This is a genomic window from Streptomyces sp. NPDC091371, assembly GCF_040684275.1.
Taxonomy (GTDB): Bacteria; Actinomycetota; Actinomycetes; order Streptomycetales; family Streptomycetaceae; genus Streptomyces.
In genome coordinates, this window is record NZ_JBFBFP010000007.1 from 201,015 (window position 1) to 218,428 (window position 17,414).

Genomic DNA, 17,414 nt, shown 5'->3' on the forward strand with positions numbered 1-17,414 from the left:
GGTACCCGGCACCACGGGAGGGTGACATGGACGATCCGTCGGTGGCGCTGCCGGGCGGGGCCGATCCCGCCGAGCGCACGCGCGAACTGCGCCGGGCGCACGCCGCGTTCACCCGGGACGGGCGCGTCGAGGCGCCGGTGCGGGCGGTCATCGCGCGGTCCTGGCGGCGGTGCGCGCGGGCCCGGGTCAGCCCGGAGTGCGCGCCGCGGGTGGAGTGGACGGAGCCGCAGCTGCGCGCGTACCGGACGGAGCATCCCCTCGCCCGGGTGATGCCCCTGTTCCGGGAGCTCGTCGGGGAGTTCGCGGCGCACGGGGCGCACCTGCTCGCCGTGTGCGACGCGCGGGGCAGCCTGCTGTGGGTGGAGGGCGAGCCGGACACCCTGCGGCGCGCGGAGCGGCTCGGGTTCGTGCCGGGGGCGCGCTGGGCGGAGACGGCGATGGGCACCAACGCCCCCGGCACGGCGGTCGCGGTCGGCGAGCCGGTGCAGGTCTTCGGGGCCGAGCACTTCAGCCGCCGGGTGCACCCGTGGACCTGCGCGGCAGCCCCGGTGCGCGACCCGCGCACGGGCGGGCTGCTGGGCGCGGTCGACATCACCGGCGGCGACGGGCTGGCCCACCCGCATTCCCTGGCCTTCGTGCGTGCGGTGGCACGGGCGGCGGAGGCCCAGCTGGCCCTGCTCGAACCGGGGCCGCCGACCGCCGGGGACACCCTGACCGCCCTCGGCCAGGACGAGGCGCTGCTGGTCACGGGCGGGCGCCGGATACGGCTCGGCCGGCGGCACAGCGAGATCATGGCGCTGCTCGCGCACCACCCCGAGGGCCTGTCGGGTGAGGAGCTGGCGATCGCCCTGTACGAGGACGAGTCGGTGTCACCGGTCACGCTGCGCGCGGAGATGTCCCGGCTGCGCGCCCTGCTGGGCCCGGCGGCCCCGCTCTCGCGCCCCTACCGCCCGGCCGCCCCGCTGGACGCGGACTTCACCACGCTGACCCGGCACCTGGCGGCGGGCGCCGTCTCCGCGGCCCTCCACCGCTATCCCGGCCCCCTGCTGCCCGCTTCCACGGCGCCCGGCATCGTCCGGCTGCGCCGCCGGATCGAGGACCAGGCGCGGGCGGCCGTCATCGCGCGGGCGGACGCGGGGCTGCTGGCCGACTGGGTGTGCAGTGCGTGGGGCGCGGACGACCGCGAGGCGTGGCGGGCCCTCGCCGCGGCGCTGCCGCCGCGGGACCGGTCGGCCGCGCTGGCCCGCGTACACGCCCTGGACCGCGAACTGGGCGCGCACGTGGACCACGTACCCGTGCACCGGCACACGTCACGCCGTGCAACGTATCCGCAACCTGCCCGCTCCTAGCCTCCCCCCGAGCGCCGGCCGACGGCGGCAGGCGCCCGGCAAGGGGAGGACACCATGGCCCGTTACGCTGCGCCCGGTACCGAGGGGGCGCTCATGTCGTACGCGTCCCGCTACGGCCACTTCATCGGCGGCGAGTACGTCGAGCCCGTCCTCGGCCGGTACTTCGCCAACCCCTCGCCCGTGACCGGCGAGACCTTCACCGAGGTCGCGCGCGGCACGGCCGAGGACGTCGAGCGGGCGCTGGACGCCGCGCACGCCGCCGCGCCGGCATGGGGACGTACCTCGATCACCGAGCGGTCCACGATCCTGCTGCGGATCGCGGACCGGATGGAGCAGAACCTGGAGGCCCTCGCGGTCGCGGAGACCTGGGAGAACGGCAAGCCGATCCGCGAGACCCTCGCCGCCGACATGCCGCTCGCCATCGACCAGTTCCGCTACTTCGCGGGCGCGCTGCGCGCCCAGGAGGGCGCGCTCAGCCAGATCGACGACGACACGGTCGCCTACCACTTCCACGAGCCGCTGGGCGTCGTCGCGCAGATCATCCCGTGGAACTTCCCGATCCTGATGGCGGTGTGGAAGCTGGCGCCGGCCCTCGCCGCGGGCAACACGGTGGTGCTGAAGCCGGCCGAGCAGACCCCGGTCTCGGTGCACTACTGGCTGAGCCTGATCGCGGACCTGCTGCCGCCGGGCGTGGTCAACATCGTCAACGGCTTCGGCGAGGAGGCCGGCAAACCGCTCGCCTCCAGCCCGCGCGTGGCGAAGGTGGCCTTCACCGGCGAGACCTCCACCGGACGGCTGATCATGCAGTACGCGGCGGAGCACCTCAAGCCGGTCACCCTTGAGTTGGGCGGCAAGAGCCCGAACCTCTTCTTCGACGACATCTGGACCACGGACGACGACCTGCGCGACAAGGCCCTCGAAGGCTTCACCATGTTCGCCCTCAACCAGGGCGAGGTGTGCACCAGCCCCTCGCGCGCCCTGATCGAGCGCGGCCGCTACGGCGACTTCCTCGACGCGGCCGTGGCCCGTACCGAACTGATCGTGCCCGGACACCCGTTGGACACGGACACGATGATCGGTGCCCAGGCGTCGGAGGAGCAGCTGAAGAAGGTCCTGTCGTACGTGGAGATCGGACAGCAGGAAGGCGCGAAGATCCTCACCGGCGGCGGGCGCATCGACCACGGAGGGGAGCTGGCGGGCGGCTTCTACGTCCAGCCGACCATCTTCGAGGGCGACAACCGCATGCGGATCTTCCAGGAGGAGATCTTCGGCCCGGTCGTGTCAGTGACCTCGTTCCAGGACTTCGACGACGCCGTCCGCATCGCCAACGACACGGCGTACGGCCTCGGCGCGGGCGTCTGGACCCGCGACATCAACACGGCCTACCGCGCTGGCCGCGCGATCCAGGCCGGCCGCGTCTGGACGAACTGTTACCACGCCTACCCCGCCCACGCGGCCTTCGGCGGCTACAAGCAGTCGGGCATCGGACGCGAAACCCACAAGATGATGCTGGAGCACTACCAGCAGACCAAGAACCTTCTTTGTAGCTATTCCCCTAAGAAGCTCGGCTTCTTCTAGAGAAGCGAAGTCCGCTGCCCGGGGCAGGCGTTACGTCCCTTGCAACACTCGTGACAGTCACTCCGGGCGATCGGATCGACGCCCAGGGTGCCCACCGCTTCGCCTGAGGCAGCCCTTCCGGACCAGTCACGGACCAACGGCATATCCTCCGCAGACCCGGGAGACAAGATCCTGGGCTTCGACCAGCGTTCTCCGGATTCCAAGACATCCGCTCTCGTCGCGCTTGTGCATGGTCAGGCAGAGGGGCCAGACATCGGGGTAGGTGTCGGGGCAGGAGGGCAATCCTCCTGCCCCGGACGTTGGCCTTCCTGCAGGCCTCCCAAGCCAGCGCATCCGCCCCTGCCCCGGCACGGGCAGCGACGATGCCTTGGTCGATACTTTCGAAGGCACGACAGCGGCACGGCCAGGCCAGCGGCCACGGCGGGGAGGCCTCTGAGGGAGGCCGGAATCTACCTGCGGCGCCCTTTCCGCCGGGCACGGGTAGTCCGCGATGGCTGTCGGCGGGCCGCCGTTGCGGCTGGTTCCGGAACGGTCTGACCGGGCTGGATGCGCACAGAGACAAGAGCGGCGGCAAGCATCCCAATGTCGCTCGCCTCGGCGAACCGGCGGTGTACTTCTGCAGGGGCCGTCATGAGTTGCCGATGCGTGGGCGGGTCGCTGAGGGAAAGACCGTAGCCGTACAGCACGAGCGCGCTGCCACGGTCGCGGGCTGCCAGCCGCCACCGGCCTGATGCCGTCGCATCGGCGCGGGCGATCACGGTGCCGTCGTCGTGCTCGAGGGTCAGGCTTCGGCCCGCGACGGTGAGCGTGAGGTGCTGCGGTGAGGGGATGGTCGGCTGCGGCCCCGTCAGACGACGCAGACCCTTGTCGCAGGCCCGGTGGATCTGCAGCTCGACTGACTCACCGTTCTCGAGCGAAGTTGCGCCGAGCATCTGGCGAGGCTCCAGGATAATCAAAGCTCTCGACGCCGGTAGCAGCTTCTTGATTTCGGGCAGGAGAATGTCCACGGTGGAGCGGCCGGCGAGGAAGCCGTAACCCGGGTCCGTGGACAGCGACAACACCGAATGGCAGCGAGCCTCCTCATACACGGCGCGCAGGTCCTCATTGGCCTGCAGCATCGGCGAGAACTCGGCAAGCACGGATTCGCCGGCCTCTTGTTGGAGACGGTGGGCGGTCTCGCCCACAACGGCTGACAACCGCGGTATCAGCCCCTGGTAGATCCTCTCCCACACGCTCGCGGGGTCATGCGGATCATTGAACGTCTTGTCCCTCAGGCGGGCAACCAACCCACGAGGATCCCCGTCGTGGGCGCCCTCGTGCACAGCGCGCCAGCCTTCATAGACCGCTTGCAACAGGATGAACCGCGCTTCGTCGGTGTCCGTCTCGTACGCCGGATTGTCGGCGATGCAAGTCTCTTTCAGCAGGCGCCCGAGCAACTGCACAGCACGCTGCTCCCCGGTCAGCACCCATTTCCATGCGGACTGACAGCCGACGTTGTGCACCAAGTGGTGAACGGCGAACCCGTGGAGGGTGTGGGGACCGGCATATGGCAGGAAGTCGGTGAATGCAGCATCGGCCTCGACCCATTTTCCCTGCAGAACCAACGCCTCCACCAAGAGACGCCTGAGGTCGGCTGTGCTCGAAGACCACGGTTCGGCACATCTGACCAGGGCCTTGGCGGCGGCATGCTGGGCGCGCTCTGCCTCTCCCCGCCCGATCAGGTCCTGGATCGCCAGGAGGTCCTGCGCCGTCCGCTCTTTCTCGGCTGAGGGCAGGCCCTTGGAATGGGCACGGAACCCCTTCAGCAGACCCTCAAGTCCAGGGTCGAACTCTCTGCGCAACTGCATCTGCAAGATCAAAGATGCCTGTGCCGGCAGGTCGGCGACGTTGTCGTGCAGGCGGCCCTCGAGTCGGCGCAGATAGGCCAGCACAGGACCCAGATAGGCGGCCATGCAGGCGGCGCTACCGTCCTGCTTGCGCAGCTGCACGAGATGGGCCAGCGACGTGCGCGCCTGGGCAGCCATCCCCTCGTCCGGGTTGCCAGCCTGTACCAACCATTCCAGTTCCAGCTTCAGCAGCCGCTGCGCGGACTCATACTGACCATGGGCATGATGGAATGCGGCGAGATTGCCCATGAGCAGAGCCGTGAACGTATCTGCTGTCCCTGCCAAGCGGATGTACCCGACAAGCGCAGAAGCATGCTGGGCCAGCTGCCAGCTCCGCTCCGGCTGGCCGGTAAGCAGGGCCCCACGCAGCCAGCGGTCCGTGTGGAAAGCGAGAACCGACAGAGCGGCCGTCGTCTCTTCCCCGGTCATTTCAAGATACCGGGCGATGATCTGCTGCAATACCGAGTTCATCGACACGGTGTCATCACTGCCAGGGAACGACTCGCCCCGGCCAGGCAGCGGCTCGTCCCACCGCACAAGGGAGACATCGAGCAACTCGCGCATGACCTCCCGTACTGGTACTCGGGCCTCATCGAAGACCAGCCATCCGGGAGAAGGTGGCATGCTCTCGGGCTCGTAGAACGCGCATGCCGCAGCCAGGTGCACCGGCACCCGGCGCGGTGCGAGCCAGCACAGCGCAGCCACCGTGACCAGAGTCGAATGCAGCAGGCCACGGTCGTGTGCACTGCTCGTCAGACGCTCCATCGTCAGCGCGACGGCTGCGGCCAGAGTCCGGGGGTAGCCGGGCGGCACTGACTTTTCATCATCGGCAGCCCGGTGCACCAGGGTCTCCGCATAAACAGCAATCCGCTCGACGCCCACCCGGCAGCTGACCAGATAGCCACACGCCACCTCGATAGCCAACGGCCAGTATTCCAATACGTCCACCAGCCGGGACAGCGCCGATGCATGCTCGGCGACCTCCTGCGCACCGACCGACAGCCGCAGCTGCAGCAGCTCAAGTGCTTCCTCGCGGCTCATCGGATCTAGATCGATGAGCCCATCCACCCTCGGCCAGTGACCACCCAGCGCCGTCACGATGACCCGGCCGCGCCCCCGCCGGGGAATCCAGGCGCCGACAACGGACGCGCTCGCGTCGTCGAGAACCATGAGCCAACGCCCCGGCAGCGACTGCAGCTCGGCGTGAACCCGCTCACGTAACAGCGTCGGATCCCGCACCTCTGTCTGCTCCGCCCTACCCGTGAGGTGCGCCAGGACCCGAACGAACGACGCCACCAATGACTCTTCGGTCTCAGCATCAACCCAGTACACAGCGTCATAGCGGAAGGCCTCAGCCGCGATGTACGCAGCAGCAAGACTGGATTTCCCCAGGCCCGACAAACCCGTGATGACACACGTCCGCACACCGTGCGCTGAATCCTGTCCACCCAGCAGCACCTCACCTACCTTCTCGACGAGGTGTGCCCGGTCCACGTCCGGGACCTGAGGCACCTGCCCGAACACGATGCCCAGATCCTGCCGCCCCAGAGCCGAGCGCAGTTCCTCATCACCGACCAGCACCGACCGGCGGAAATCGCTCACATCCCACTGAGCCAGACCGGGATCAGCCGCCCGACGCATCACCTCAGCCACCAGACAGCCCAGCACAAGCCCACCGGCCGGGCCGGACAACCCCCGCCCGGCCCTCTCCCGCTCCAAACGCAGCGCACCATGGAGGTCTTCACGCAACTGCTCATCACTGCGGCCATCGAACTCAATGCCCGCACGCCCCAAGCGCTCCCAGTGTTCCTCGGACAACGCCTGGCACAAACCCCAGGCAGCCGGAGCCCGTACCAGGAGTTCCTCGAGCCCCACCTTGAGAAGCGCTACGTCACCACCATGACGCTTCAGCAGCTCACCCAGATGCAGAGAACCTTCGTCCGGCAGAGCGGATGTGATCAAGCGGTACTGGTCAGCTTCGCAGCCGGTGACCAGATGAACCAGCACCGACACAGCCTCGCGTGCTCTCACGGTCCGCCCCGCACCAGCACTCTTCACTTGCACCGCAAGCAGCGAATGACCGGAGGCATCGACCAGATCGAAGTCGACCGAATCTACATGGTGGACGGATACCGCATTCCCGGGCCCCTCGACACGACAGGCAGTCACCTCCCCCTGCTGCATGCCAGCCAACAAAGCCTCTACCGTACGCAGGTACTGATACTGGAACCCGCGAGCAGCAACGCGCCCACCGTCGATCGCCACGCAACCCCCTTGTGTCAAGCCCTGCTTGCACGATTCAGAGTAGGCGTGAGGTAGGACAACGAAGGGCAGCCTGGCCATATGCGCGATGGCTTTCAGCCTGGAGAACTCCAGATGTGAGGCCGGCCTCCCTGACAGTTCTCCCGACCCCGCGAGCAGGGCCTGAGTTTGCGCGGCAGGTGACGCTACCGCCGCGCCTGGCCCCTCCGTTCCTCTGTTGCGCGGGCGGAATCGTCGTAGTCGGGGTCTGTGTCAGTGCGTCCCGCTAGGCTCGCAAGCCGAGAGCGATAGGGGAGTTACGTGCTCGACTGCGCGCTGACCACTGATGTCCCGCTGGGCCCCTTCCAAGACCACGCCATTCTGGTCTGCTCAGCGAAGGGCAAGAACTCCAAGCTGCACGCCCGTCTCACATGCACCCGACTTCGCGTCGACGGCGCCGTTACGTCCGAGGTGTCGCTGAACTCTGACACGGTCGGACGGATGTGCTCCAGCTGCGCGCACCACGGCGAATGGGGCCGCCCCCAAAGTGGAGTCGGCCTCTTCCTTCGTGCACTCGGCGGCGTCGGGCTTCTCTACCAACTCCAGCGGTACACCGAGGCGGACCCGGACTACGCGGTGGACCAGGAGGAGGTCGAACGCGCCGCCGAAGTGCTGCGCGGCGAACCCGTCGCCGAGGAGGACGAGGAGCATGATGACGAGGTCTGGGAAGTCCGCGCCGACGCCGAGCGCCTGCGCCAATCGGTGGTGTCCGCATGGCGTGATGCCGCGCGCAGTCTCCACCTCGCCCAGGCGACCATCGCTGCGTTCCCTTGGCTCGCTGACTGGGCCCGACCGAAGGTGACCCTGAAGGAGCAGTATCTGGAAACGCTGCGTGGGCAGGCGGCACTGTTCGTTACCCCCGCAGGGATCCTGGCTGCGGCGGCGGCTGCGAGCATGAACAAGCCCGACCTCCCCTCCGGCGAAGGTGCGTTCGCCGCCATCGGCGACAGCACGGAGGTAACCAGGCGGCTGCAGGCGATGTGGTCCGGCTGGCAGAACGAGGCCCGCAGCAGCTGGGGTCTCCCCGGCGACTCCTTGTTCACCCACGGCGCCGTCCATGACATCCGCCGCAGCCGCAAAGGGTACGCCGAAGCCCGAGTAGCGGTGGGTCTGTTGCTGGCTTCGTGGGAGGACGAGGCACGCCGGATCGCCAGTGCCGCGGACACCGGGGCAACGGCGGTGGTGACCGTACACCTTCCGGAGATCCAAGAGGATGAGACGTACGGGCCGGACCGGCACGAGAAGGGCCTGGTGGCCGGTCTCGACGAATGGACGATCGGGGTCCTCCTCACCCATATCACCGCCGCCGACTGGGGCCACCGCCGGCTCACCATCTGCGTGCCGCAGCTCATCGCCGACCGGCTGCTCAGCCGCTCCTCGCTCGTGCACTGTGAGCCCGCGACGCCCACACCCGAGGCCGTCGCAGCCGTGGCCGAAGCGAGCCCACTCGGCCCCGGCGTCTTCGACGACACGGCCGTTCACCAACGTCGACCCCTCACCGCGGACCACCTGCGGCTGCTGCGCTCGGTCGTATCCGCTGAGGACGAGCTGTACATCGTGTTTTCCACGGACGGCGGGGCAGAGGTCCTGCCGTTCCCGGAGCTCGAGCGGCGGGCCGCTTGTGGCTGGCGGGGTGTTCTCGTCGCCAGCTCAGCGGACCTGCCTGCCGCCCTGGTCGAACCATGGTCAGTGGAAATGGGTCAGCGGCCCGAGGACCAGGACAGGTGGTGGCCGGAGCACATGCGCAACGCTGACGACCCACTGTTCGGTGAGGAGCTCGGCCTCAACTCTGGTGCCCAGCAGGCTGCATGGCTCGTGTTCGGTGACGAAAGGCAGAGGCGCGAGCATAATCTGCGTCTACTCGCGGTCGCCCGTGGTGTCCGGGACCTTCGGAGTCTCGATGCAGGGTACGACGCAGTCGGACGCCCTCGCAGCCTCCCCAGTGCTGTGTGGCACGGACTTCTCGCCCACGGCCGAAACTTGGACCTGGAGCCGTTCGAGGCACCTGGGGGCAACGGGTGGAAGCCCGGTGGCAGCGGTATCCCTCTCGGGGTCCTCTCGGATGTCCAGCTGTACGCGGCCAACGCCGACCCCCGGTTCCAAGGCAAGGGGCACTCACCGTTCTGCTCCCACACCCGCGAACGCGGCGTCGTCGCCAGCGACGATCTACTCACCGTCGCGGACCTGGTCAGCGGCAAGGACTTCGACTGGTGCAGCAAATGCTCGGGCTACGCAATCCGCCGCCTGACCGACGCGCAACTCGCTCACTACCGCGCCGCCCACAGGCTCCACGACATCGCGCAGCAGCTAGACCCCGGCCGTGGCGGATACGACCCCGACCGTCCCAATCGGCTCGCCGAGCAGCTCCGGGCACTGGAGAACTGGAACCCCGGCGGTGAAGACCGCTACAGCGAGGACTCCCGCCGGTGGCGCCGTATGGTGCGCGAGTTGCTGGCCCGGGGCCACTCCACCCACCTCGACAACTCCTGAACCTCCCACGTGCAGAACTGATGAGGAGCCCATGGACAGCCCATCGGACAGCGCTCTGTCGCCGCAAGCACTCGGCGCTCAGCTGCTTGGCCGGCTCACTACACCGCTGCGGATGGCCGGCTGGAGCGAGGAGGCGCAGTGGTACGAGGAGGAGGAAACACTGGCCGACACTGCCCTATCGATGGGGCTGTCCCGCTCGAACTTCCACCTCCACGTCAGCTGGTATCCCGCGAGCCGCCGCCTCGTCGTCGACGACCCCACCGACGGCTGGGACTGGGTCGACAGCCTTCCCCCGCTGTTCCCTCTCGACGAACCGCTCAGCATCGACCTGAGCACCCATCCCACTCAGGCGGCGAAGGCCGAGGCCGCCCGTCGAGCCTTTGCCGCGGCTGGACTCCTCGACGCGACCCGGATCCAGCTGTCCAAGGGCGCATTGGCTCTGTGCAACAACCTGGTCCTGCTGCTCTGGGCCGACCACGTCCACGATTCGATTGCCCGGCACCGGCGAGGCAACAACGGCCGGTCCGCAATCGAAGCTCTCGGCGAGGAGTTCTCCTGGCGGATCGGCAGCGGACTGCGTACCTATCCGGTGATCGTCCCCGCCACAGTGCCGGCCGCAGCGGCCCGTGGCATCGCCGAATGGTGCTGGCGACGCGAAAGCAACGTCGAGGAATGGCACTTCAAGATCGACGACATCGCGATGGCGCGCGCCAACATCGCAGCCACCCGGGCCGTCCTGCCCCACGTCCACCCCGAAGGCGTCGACTGGCCGGCCGTGCGCCTCGCTCTCACCGCCCCTTCCCGTCGGCTCGCGAACGGCCCAGCCTTACAGAACATCTTCGAGGAGGGATGGGCTCCGATCCTCACGTCCATCCACCGGGAGATCGACCTCTGGCAGCAGGTCGACGAGAACCTCGGCCCGGAAGCTACCCTCCGCCTGCTCTCCATGCACGGCTCCCACACCGAGTCGATCGGCGAGTGGTGGGGATCCGGCTGGTACGAGTCGATGGTCCGCCGTGCGGTTGTCCGCGCGGCGAGCAACGGAAGCCTGCCAGCTGTCGTGCCCAGCGTTTTCCCCGATGTGGAGCACTTCGCCGAAGCGGCCGCCGGGCACCCCGACCTCCTCGACGACGACACCTTCTCCTGGCTCACCGAAGCCGTTTTCGAGGAAGGCTCTCTCCTCCGGAGCGCCGGCCTGCCGTCAACTACGGCAGTCACCCTTCCGGACTGGGCCGTGCAGGATCTCCTCAGCCTCCACACTGATGACGAAGCGACAAAGGCCCAGGAGAGTTGCAGTGAGTGATCCAGCCGACCTGTACGCCGTCCCATTGCCGCTAGTGCCGCGTCAGGCAACGTTTGCCCTGTCGTGATGTGACGCGCCGTCCGGGTGCTGTGCCGGGCGGCGTGCGACGGTCACCCTGTCCGGGTGGCGATACGAGTGCAGGTCCGTGAGATCGATGACGACGAGGGGCGGCTGCTGCTGCGGATCATCCGTCGGGGCATCGGGTCGGTGGTGACCTGGAGGCGGGCCCAGATGGTGCTGCTGTCCGCGCAGGGCATGCCCGTGGCCAGGATCGCCGAGGTGTCGTTCACCAGCGGCGACCGGGTCCGGGATGTGATCCACAACTTCAACACCGACGGCTTCGACTCGCTGTATCCGAAGTACAAGGGCGGCCGGCCCAAGACCTTCACGCTGCCCGAACGCCGCGAGATCAAGAAGATCGCAAAGTCCAAGCCCACCGAGCACGACCTGCCGTTCTCGACCTGGAGTCTGACCAAGCTGGCGGACTTCCTGGTCGCCGAGGGGGTGGTCGACGACATCAGCCACGAGGGCCTGCGCATCCTGCTCCGCGAGGAAGGCGTCTCCTTTCAACGGCTGAAAACCTGGAAGACCTCCCGTGATCCGGACTACACGGCCAAGAAGGCCCGCGTCGAGCACCTCTACGCGATCGCCGACGGCGAGGTCATACCCGAGGACGGCGAGCCCGAAGTCATCTTCTGCATGGACGAGTTCGGTCCCCTCAACCTGGTGCCCCACCCGGGCCGCCAGTGGGCCGAACGCGGCGGCAAGCACAAGGACCCCGACCGTGAACCCCGCCGACGGCGCCGGGCGACCTACAACCGCTACGGCGGAGTGCGGCACCTGTTCGCCGCCCTGGACCTGGCCAAGGACAAGCTCTACGGCCACATCAAGCCGATCAAGAGGCGGACCCAGTTCCTGGAGTTCTGCCGCTACCTGCGCAGCCTCTACCCGCCCGAGGTCCGGATCGCGATCGTCAGTGACAACTTCTCCCCGCACCTGACCACGAAGAAGTGCCAGCGCGTCGGCACCTGGGCGGAGGCGAACAACGTCGAGATGGCCTACACCCCGACCAACAGCTCCTGGCTTAACCGCATCGAGGCCCAGTTCACGGCCCTGCGCTACTTCACCCTCGACGGCACCGACCACGCCGACCACAAGGAACAGGGCAGCATGATCCGCCGCTACATCATCTGGCGGAACCGTCACGCCGACGACTGGCGCCTACGCGGCGTCGTCGGCAGGGCAAACGTCGCCTGAGGCTCAGCCGATTTTCTTGCGCATCTTCACCGAGGTCGTCTCGTAGCCGAGCGACTCGTAAAGGCCATGTGCGCCGGTGTTGAACCCGGCGACGCTGAGGCCCAGAGTATGAGCGCCCCGCGCCCGGGCGTATTCCTCGCCGAGGAGCATGGCCATTCGGCCCAGGCCCTGACCACGCTTGTCGGCGTCGATCACAATGTCCCAGACCCACCAGGCACCGGCGTCGTCACTCCTGTCCGGTCCGATCCAGAGGTAGCCGACGGCTACCCCGGCATCGTCGACCACGTCGAAGACCGCGTGATCCGGGGTCGGTGTCCCGGACGGAAAGGAGAGCGCCATGGTCTCGTCCGCCTGCCGGTAGGCGTCCTCGGACGTCTGCCCCAGAGCAACGAGCTCCTTGGCGTACTCGGCTCGACTACGTTCGAGCCAGGCAGGGAAGTGTTCGGCGTCCAGAGGACGGAGGGTCGCAGTCACCGGCCCAGCCTTCCACACCGCCGACGCCTGAGCGCTGTCACCCCCGCTCAGGCGTCACGGCACACGATCAACAGGGCAAACGTTGCCTGATCCGGCACTAGATAGCCAGCCGGCTCACGATCGCTCCCAGAACTTCCGAGCCCACCCCCATGCCCTTTACGTCAGGAGCGTCCGGACCAAGATCCGGACCAGTTCCGGACCAGCCCAGACCAACAGACCGTAGCAACTAACGTTTCCGCTGGTCAGTATGGGTGCCTCTCCTGTACCACCAGAAGACCAAGAATCTTCTGGTCTCGTACTCACCCAAGCGCCTCGGCTTCTTCTAGGCGCACACCCGAGAAACGGCGCCTGACCTGGGCTCTGCCCGTCAGGCGCCGTCGGCTCGCCCCTCTCCCCCCTCCGACCTGCGCTTTCCCGCGGAGCTGAACAGAATGCGTGGCGTCGCCCATCAAGGGCACGTTTCCGCAGGTCAACACGGTTCTTAGCAGGGGTCGGTTGCGGACGCTTTCACCCGAATGGCGGAACATGACGTGCCACCCACATGGGTGAAGATCAAGCTGATTGGTGCCCCAACCGGGCAATCCGTGAAAGGGGAACCACATGCGCATTCGAAGAATGCTCGCCGCCGTCGCAACCACGGCAGCCCTCGCCGGACTCGGCCTCACAGGCGCCGCGACCGCCGCCACCGCACAGGGTGTCCCAACGGCCGTCACGCCTTCCGAGTGCAAGCAGGGCGGCGGAACGCCCGATCTGACGGACAACCTCTGCAAGGGCGGCATGTACGACGGGGAGCAGATCGACTAACCCCCGCAAGGCGCCCCGCAGCCACGCGCCGCGGGGCGCTCCCGGACGCCGTCGCGCGCGCGAGCCGGGCCCGACAGACCGGGAAGCGACACGACCGCGTCGGTCAGCGGGTGCGGAGACTGCCGGTGTAGACGTCCGTACGGTTCCACGGTGCGCCGGAGTGGGTCTCGGTGAGCACCGCCCGTACTCCCTTGCCGTCTGCCACCAGGCCTTGGTAGTCGCCGAGGAAGTAGCCCCCGGCGAACGGCGCCTGCAGCCAGTCGAAGACCCGCGAGATCCGCCGTTCGGTCCGGAGCTTCGGGTTTCCGTGCTGCAGCGTGGCCAGTTGGTAGGCGGTGGGCAGGGTCGTGGTGTTGCCGGGCTTGAGGAAGCGCAGGTCGTAGTAGGTGAGCGCGACCGTGCCCCCCTCGACGACCGCGATCGACGGTGAGAAGGCCGGAACGCCCTCGGGGCTGATCAGCTCCGGGGTCCCCCAAGTGCGTCCGCCGTCGGTGGACCGCACGAGCTGGACGGAGTCGAACTTTCCACCGGAGAAGTCCGAGCCTTCGTAGGCCATGTACAGCGTGCCCGTCTCGGGGTCAACGGCCGGGCTCGGCAGGGTGGCCGCGGCGCGCAGCGGTTTGGTGGGGTCGTTCGGGTCGACCTCCGGTACGGAAGTGTCCCGGGCCACGGTGACCGGGGCGCTCCAGGTCTCTCCGGCGTCGGTCGAAGTGACCACCTCGTAGCGGGCTTCGAGGACGGTGCTCAGGTCGTCGGAGTAGGTGATCCGGTCGAAGAAGTCGTACAGCGTGCCGGTGCGCCGGTCGGCGACGATCAGATGGCCGATGGTCTGAGTGTTGGGCACGGTGCTGGTATCGACGAACGGCCGGGCCTTGCTCCAGCTGCGACCGCCGTCGCGGGTGAGGGAGATGTAGCCGGGACCGTCGAGGGAGCTGGGGCCGGGCGGGTCGTTGTCGAGGCGGTTCCAGACCTGGTAGGCGGTGCCCTTGCGGATCGGGTCGGCGGTGAGTGAGGGCTTGTCGTTGAAGAACGGCTGCTCGTCGACGTGCGTGGTGGTGAGGTTCTGCCAAGTGTGGCCGCCGTCGCGGGACGTGACGGCCAGGAGGGCACTGCGCGTGCTCTTCGTGAAGTCGACGCCCTCTCCGCCGGCGTAGACCGTGCCGTCCGGCCCGGTGCTCACCCAGGGGTCGGAGGCCCGTTCGTAGTCCGCGCCGCCGGGGGCGCACAGGCTGAACGGCAGCGTGCTCCGGTGGAAGGTGTGCCCGTCCGTGGTCCAGCCGGCCGCCAGGCCACGGGCGCCACCGTCGTTCCAGCGATCCTGCTGGAACACGGTGACCACGCGCTTGGGGTCGCGCGGATCGACGGACAGGTACGGCTCGACCTCGGTGCCCGGGTAGACGATGCTGTCGGGGGACCTCGCGCCGATGGTGCACTTCGCGTACGGGTCGCCTTGGGACACCTTGACCAGTGATGTGCCGTCGGGGTTCCTGTCTGCTGCTGCGGGAGTCGCGCCGGTGACCGTGACGAGCAGGAGCGCGGCGGTGGCGACGGCGGCCAGGGGCAGGAAGACGCGCATGCGGGATCTCCTCCGGGCCTGTCGGCCGGGGTACGGGACCGCCGTCCTCGGGGCGGCCTGGGACGCGGAGGGATACCGGAACGCGATGGTGGGGCGACTCCGCTTGGTCCTTTTCGGCGTTGCGGCCGATGCCCTTGATGGGCCGAACGACGGAGTCGTCCCCGTGGTCGTCGAGTGGCACGGCGGAGCCGACCGGCGGGTGCAGTGCCGGTCGGCTCCTGGGTCGTGCTGTTAGGGCGCCGTCTCGTAAGGTCCCCGGAGAGGGCCGTGGGCCGCGTGCCGCGGCCGTTCAGGACGGCGCTGAGCGTGGTGTCCAAGGCGGCGCGGACCGTCTCGAAGCGGTGACGGCCTTGGCTTCGAGACGGTCGGCGTCCACCATCGCGAGTGCCGCGGTGTCGAAACGGGCGCGGGCGATCCACCCGACGGTGGACCGGGTGCCGTCACTCCGTACCCGTCCTGCCGGGGGCACCGGCCGGGCTGGTTGCCCAGCTGTGCGCCGACCGGTCAGGTGATCGCCGGCGTGGTCCCGTCAGGCAGCGCGCAGGCCTCCCCGGCGTAGGGGCGTACAACGATCTGTCCGCCTGCGGCCGCGCAGTCGTCTCTGGAGATGTTCGGAGACGAGGCGGCCCCTGCGCTGACAGCGCCGACGGCGCTCATGCCGGCAAGGGTTGCCGCGGCCAGGGCGAGGCCCAGGACTCTCCGCATGCGCATGACTTCCTCCTCCTCTCAGGCGCCTTCGTCCGGCCTTCGGGAAGGACGAGCCTCAAGACGACGGCGCCCTCTTACTCAGCATGGGCGCTCCGTATGGGGCCCGCGCGGCGAGGCAGGGCGCCCCGCTCGGGCGGTGACTGCCCGGTGCGCAGAGGCATGACCTCACCGACCGGTCCGGGCAGGCCGAGCGGCGGGGAGAAGACGGGCCGTACCCGCCTCCGACCGGTGCCGGCGGGCTGCTTCCCCGCGCGCTCCGCTAACGCGGTTCGTAGGCCGCCGCCCGGCAGGCACCGGTCGCGGCGCCGCCCGCCACTCCGGCCTCGGTCAGCCCGGTCACACAACCCTGCAGGTCTCCGACCACGCCACGGCTACAGGCAGCTGTGACGGAGTCGGAATCGGTGGCACCGGCCAGTTCGGCCATCTGTGTGCAGGCGGGGATGTCCGCCCGGACCACGGGAGCGGCGAGGACCGCGCCACCGAGGGTGAGGGTCAGGCCGGTGAGGGCACCGGCGATACGGGTCGACGTGCGCATGGGACGCACCTGCCTTCCGGGTCGGTCGCGCGGTCCTGGTCCCGGCGGGCCGGATCCACGCGGTAAGGCCGCCTGGCGACGCTCGGTGAGTGGTGCCCCGGCCGACGGGCTCACGGACTGGCCGCACGATTCTGCGTCGCATCCGTGGAGCCGCACCGGGAGGTGGTCGCCAAGGCCGAAGGAGAGGGCCCCGGACCGGATGGGACGCACTCGGACCTCCACTCGCGGGCCCCTCACTCCAGCGTCGCATCCTCTCCCCCGGCCGTCCTGGGCATCCGCGGGAGCGGCCGCGCTGAGCAACCGCGATTGCGCGAGGCGCGGCAGCCGGCCCGTGCGGCGGCCGAGGTGGCCGGCCTTCGCTTCCCCGCGAGGTACCGGGCCGCCACCGCTGTGGCATGTCACGGCGGGCGCCAATGGGAGGCCAAGGGGTCGCCGTGGAGAGGAAAGCCCGGCAGGGCCGTGCGGGCGGCGGGTGGTCCTTGGCACTGTCAACGCGAGTTTCGGCTACGCGGCGCTGACGGCTTTCCAGGCCGACCCCATGTCCGACGAGTCACCTCTCGTCCGCAGCCTGCGGGCCGCCGTCGCCGCCGCTCCCGAAGACGTGCCCCTGCGGCTGCACTTCACCGAACTGCTCCTCGCGGAGGGAAGGCACGAGGAGGCCGTCGCGCAAGCCGCGGTCGCGCTGCAGCACGCGCCGGGCGACGAAGCCGTACGGAACCTGATGGTCCGCGCCATGCAACTGCCCACGGCCGGCACGCGACCCCCCGGCGACGTACGCCTCGCCGACGTCGGTGGCATGAGCAGGTGAAGGACCGGCTCGAAGCCGCCTTCCCCGCCCCGATGCGCAACCCCGAACTCCGCGCGCTGTACGGCAAGTCGCTCCGTGGCGGCCTGCTCCTCTACGGCCCGCCCGGCTGCGCCAAGACGTTCATCGCGCGGGCCGTCGCCGGCGAACTCGGTGCCGGCTTCATGTCGGTCTCGCTCTCCGACATCCTCGACATGTACATCGGCACCTCGGAGAAGAACGTCCACGACATCTTCGAGGCCGCCCGCCGCCAGGCGCCCCGGCCCGGGCGGCGATCCTCCGCTACCACCTGCGCGAGCGCCCCATAGACCGACCTGGCGGGGTCCTGCGCGGCCGCCTTCGCCGCGG

At 68.9% G+C, this 17,414-nt stretch carries 11 protein-coding genes and 1 pseudogene; 7 read left to right on the plus strand and 5 right to left on the minus strand.

What is annotated here, in order from left to right; all coding sequences use genetic code 11:
* Positions 1-26 precede the first annotated feature (26 nt).
* On the plus strand, positions 27-1,349 hold the full coding sequence (locus AB0O21_RS11565; protein ID WP_365169343.1) for a GAF domain-containing protein: 1,323 nt from the start codon (positions 27-29) through the stop codon (positions 1,347-1,349).
* Positions 1,350-1,403: 54 nt separating this feature from the next.
* A complete protein-coding gene (locus AB0O21_RS11570; RefSeq protein ID WP_365169346.1) occupies positions 1,404-2,927 on the plus strand; it encodes an aldehyde dehydrogenase family protein in 1,524 nt (507 codons plus the stop codon).
* Positions 2,928-3,376: 449 nt separating this feature from the next.
* On the opposite strand, the gene AB0O21_RS11575 is transcribed toward AB0O21_RS11570, so the two are convergent.
* Positions 3,377-7,078 carry an NB-ARC domain-containing protein gene (locus AB0O21_RS11575; RefSeq protein ID WP_365169349.1) on the minus strand — a complete coding sequence of 1,234 codons (3,702 nt, stop codon included), beginning with the start codon at positions 7,076-7,078 and terminating at the stop codon, positions 3,377-3,379.
* A 297-nt stretch (positions 7,079-7,375) separates the two neighbouring features.
* Between AB0O21_RS11575 and AB0O21_RS11580 the strand changes: the two genes are divergently transcribed.
* From AB0O21_RS11580 to AB0O21_RS11590, 3 genes are all read left to right on the plus strand, one after another.
* The gene (locus AB0O21_RS11580; protein ID WP_365169352.1) at positions 7,376-9,604 is read left to right on the plus strand and encodes a hypothetical protein; all 2,229 of its coding nucleotides are present in this window, start codon (positions 7,376-7,378) and stop codon (positions 9,602-9,604) included.
* Between the two features lie 31 nt (positions 9,605-9,635).
* Positions 9,636-10,907 (plus strand): hypothetical protein, encoded by a 1,272-nt coding sequence (locus AB0O21_RS11585; RefSeq protein WP_365169355.1) that lies wholly within the window; start codon positions 9,636-9,638, stop codon positions 10,905-10,907.
* Positions 10,908-11,030: 123 nt separating this feature from the next.
* On the plus strand, positions 11,031-12,164 hold the full coding sequence (locus tag AB0O21_RS11590) for an IS630 family transposase (protein ID WP_365169358.1): 1,134 nt from the start codon (positions 11,031-11,033) through the stop codon (positions 12,162-12,164).
* 3 nt (positions 12,165-12,167) lie between these two features.
* Here the strand turns inward: AB0O21_RS11590 and AB0O21_RS11595 are convergent, their stop codons facing one another.
* The gene (locus AB0O21_RS11595; protein ID WP_318206952.1) at positions 12,168-12,638 is read right to left on the minus strand and encodes a GNAT family N-acetyltransferase; all 471 of its coding nucleotides are present in this window, start codon (positions 12,636-12,638) and stop codon (positions 12,168-12,170) included.
* A gap of 600 nt (positions 12,639-13,238) precedes the next feature.
* Between AB0O21_RS11595 and AB0O21_RS11600 the strand changes: the two genes are divergently transcribed.
* Positions 13,239-13,442 carry a hypothetical protein gene (locus tag AB0O21_RS11600; RefSeq protein WP_365169361.1) on the plus strand — a complete coding sequence of 68 codons (204 nt, stop codon included), beginning with the start codon at positions 13,239-13,241 and terminating at the stop codon, positions 13,440-13,442.
* A 103-nt stretch (positions 13,443-13,545) separates the two neighbouring features.
* Here the strand turns inward: AB0O21_RS11600 and AB0O21_RS11605 are convergent, their stop codons facing one another.
* The 3 genes from AB0O21_RS11605 to AB0O21_RS11615 all read right to left on the minus strand — a co-directional run bounded on the left by AB0O21_RS11605 (position 13,546) and on the right by AB0O21_RS11615 (position 16,261).
* Positions 13,546-15,018: a sialidase family protein gene (locus AB0O21_RS11605; RefSeq protein ID WP_365169364.1), complete on the minus strand. Its 1,473-nt coding sequence runs from the start codon at positions 15,016-15,018 to the stop codon at positions 13,546-13,548.
* Positions 15,019-15,522: 504 nt separating this feature from the next.
* Positions 15,523-15,729 (minus strand): hypothetical protein, encoded by a 207-nt coding sequence (locus AB0O21_RS11610; protein WP_365169367.1) that lies wholly within the window; start codon positions 15,727-15,729, stop codon positions 15,523-15,525.
* A 256-nt stretch (positions 15,730-15,985) separates the two neighbouring features.
* Entirely contained in the window at positions 15,986-16,261 is a 276-nt protein-coding gene (locus AB0O21_RS11615; protein ID WP_365169370.1) for a hypothetical protein, read from the minus strand.
* A gap of 538 nt (positions 16,262-16,799) precedes the next feature.
* Here AB0O21_RS11615 and AB0O21_RS11620 point away from each other — a divergent pair.
* Positions 16,800-17,326 (plus strand): annotated as a pseudogene (locus AB0O21_RS11620) (ATP-binding protein); the annotation flags it as partial.
* Positions 17,327-17,414: the final 88 nt, after the last annotated feature.

Excerpts from the sequence above, each read along its gene's own strand:
- AB0O21_RS11605 (WP_365169364.1), bottom strand. The coding sequence starts at position 15,018 with ATGCGCGTCTTCCTGCCCCTGGCCGCCGTCGCCACCGCCGCGCTCCTG.
- AB0O21_RS11600 (WP_365169361.1), top strand. The coding sequence starts at position 13,239 with ATGCGCATTCGAAGAATGCTCGCCGCCGTCGCAACCACGGCAGCCCTC.
- AB0O21_RS11610 (WP_365169367.1), bottom strand. The coding sequence starts at position 15,729 with ATGCGCATGCGGAGAGTCCTGGGCCTCGCCCTGGCCGCGGCAACCCTT.
- AB0O21_RS11565 (WP_365169343.1), top strand. The coding sequence starts at position 27 with ATGGACGATCCGTCGGTGGCGCTGCCGGGCGGGGCCGATCCCGCCGAG.
- AB0O21_RS11570 (WP_365169346.1), top strand. The coding sequence starts at position 1,404 with ATGGCCCGTTACGCTGCGCCCGGTACCGAGGGGGCGCTCATGTCGTAC.
- AB0O21_RS11615 (WP_365169370.1), bottom strand. The coding sequence starts at position 16,261 with ATGCGCACGTCGACCCGTATCGCCGGTGCCCTCACCGGCCTGACCCTC.
- AB0O21_RS11585 (WP_365169355.1), top strand. The coding sequence starts at position 9,636 with ATGGACAGCCCATCGGACAGCGCTCTGTCGCCGCAAGCACTCGGCGCT.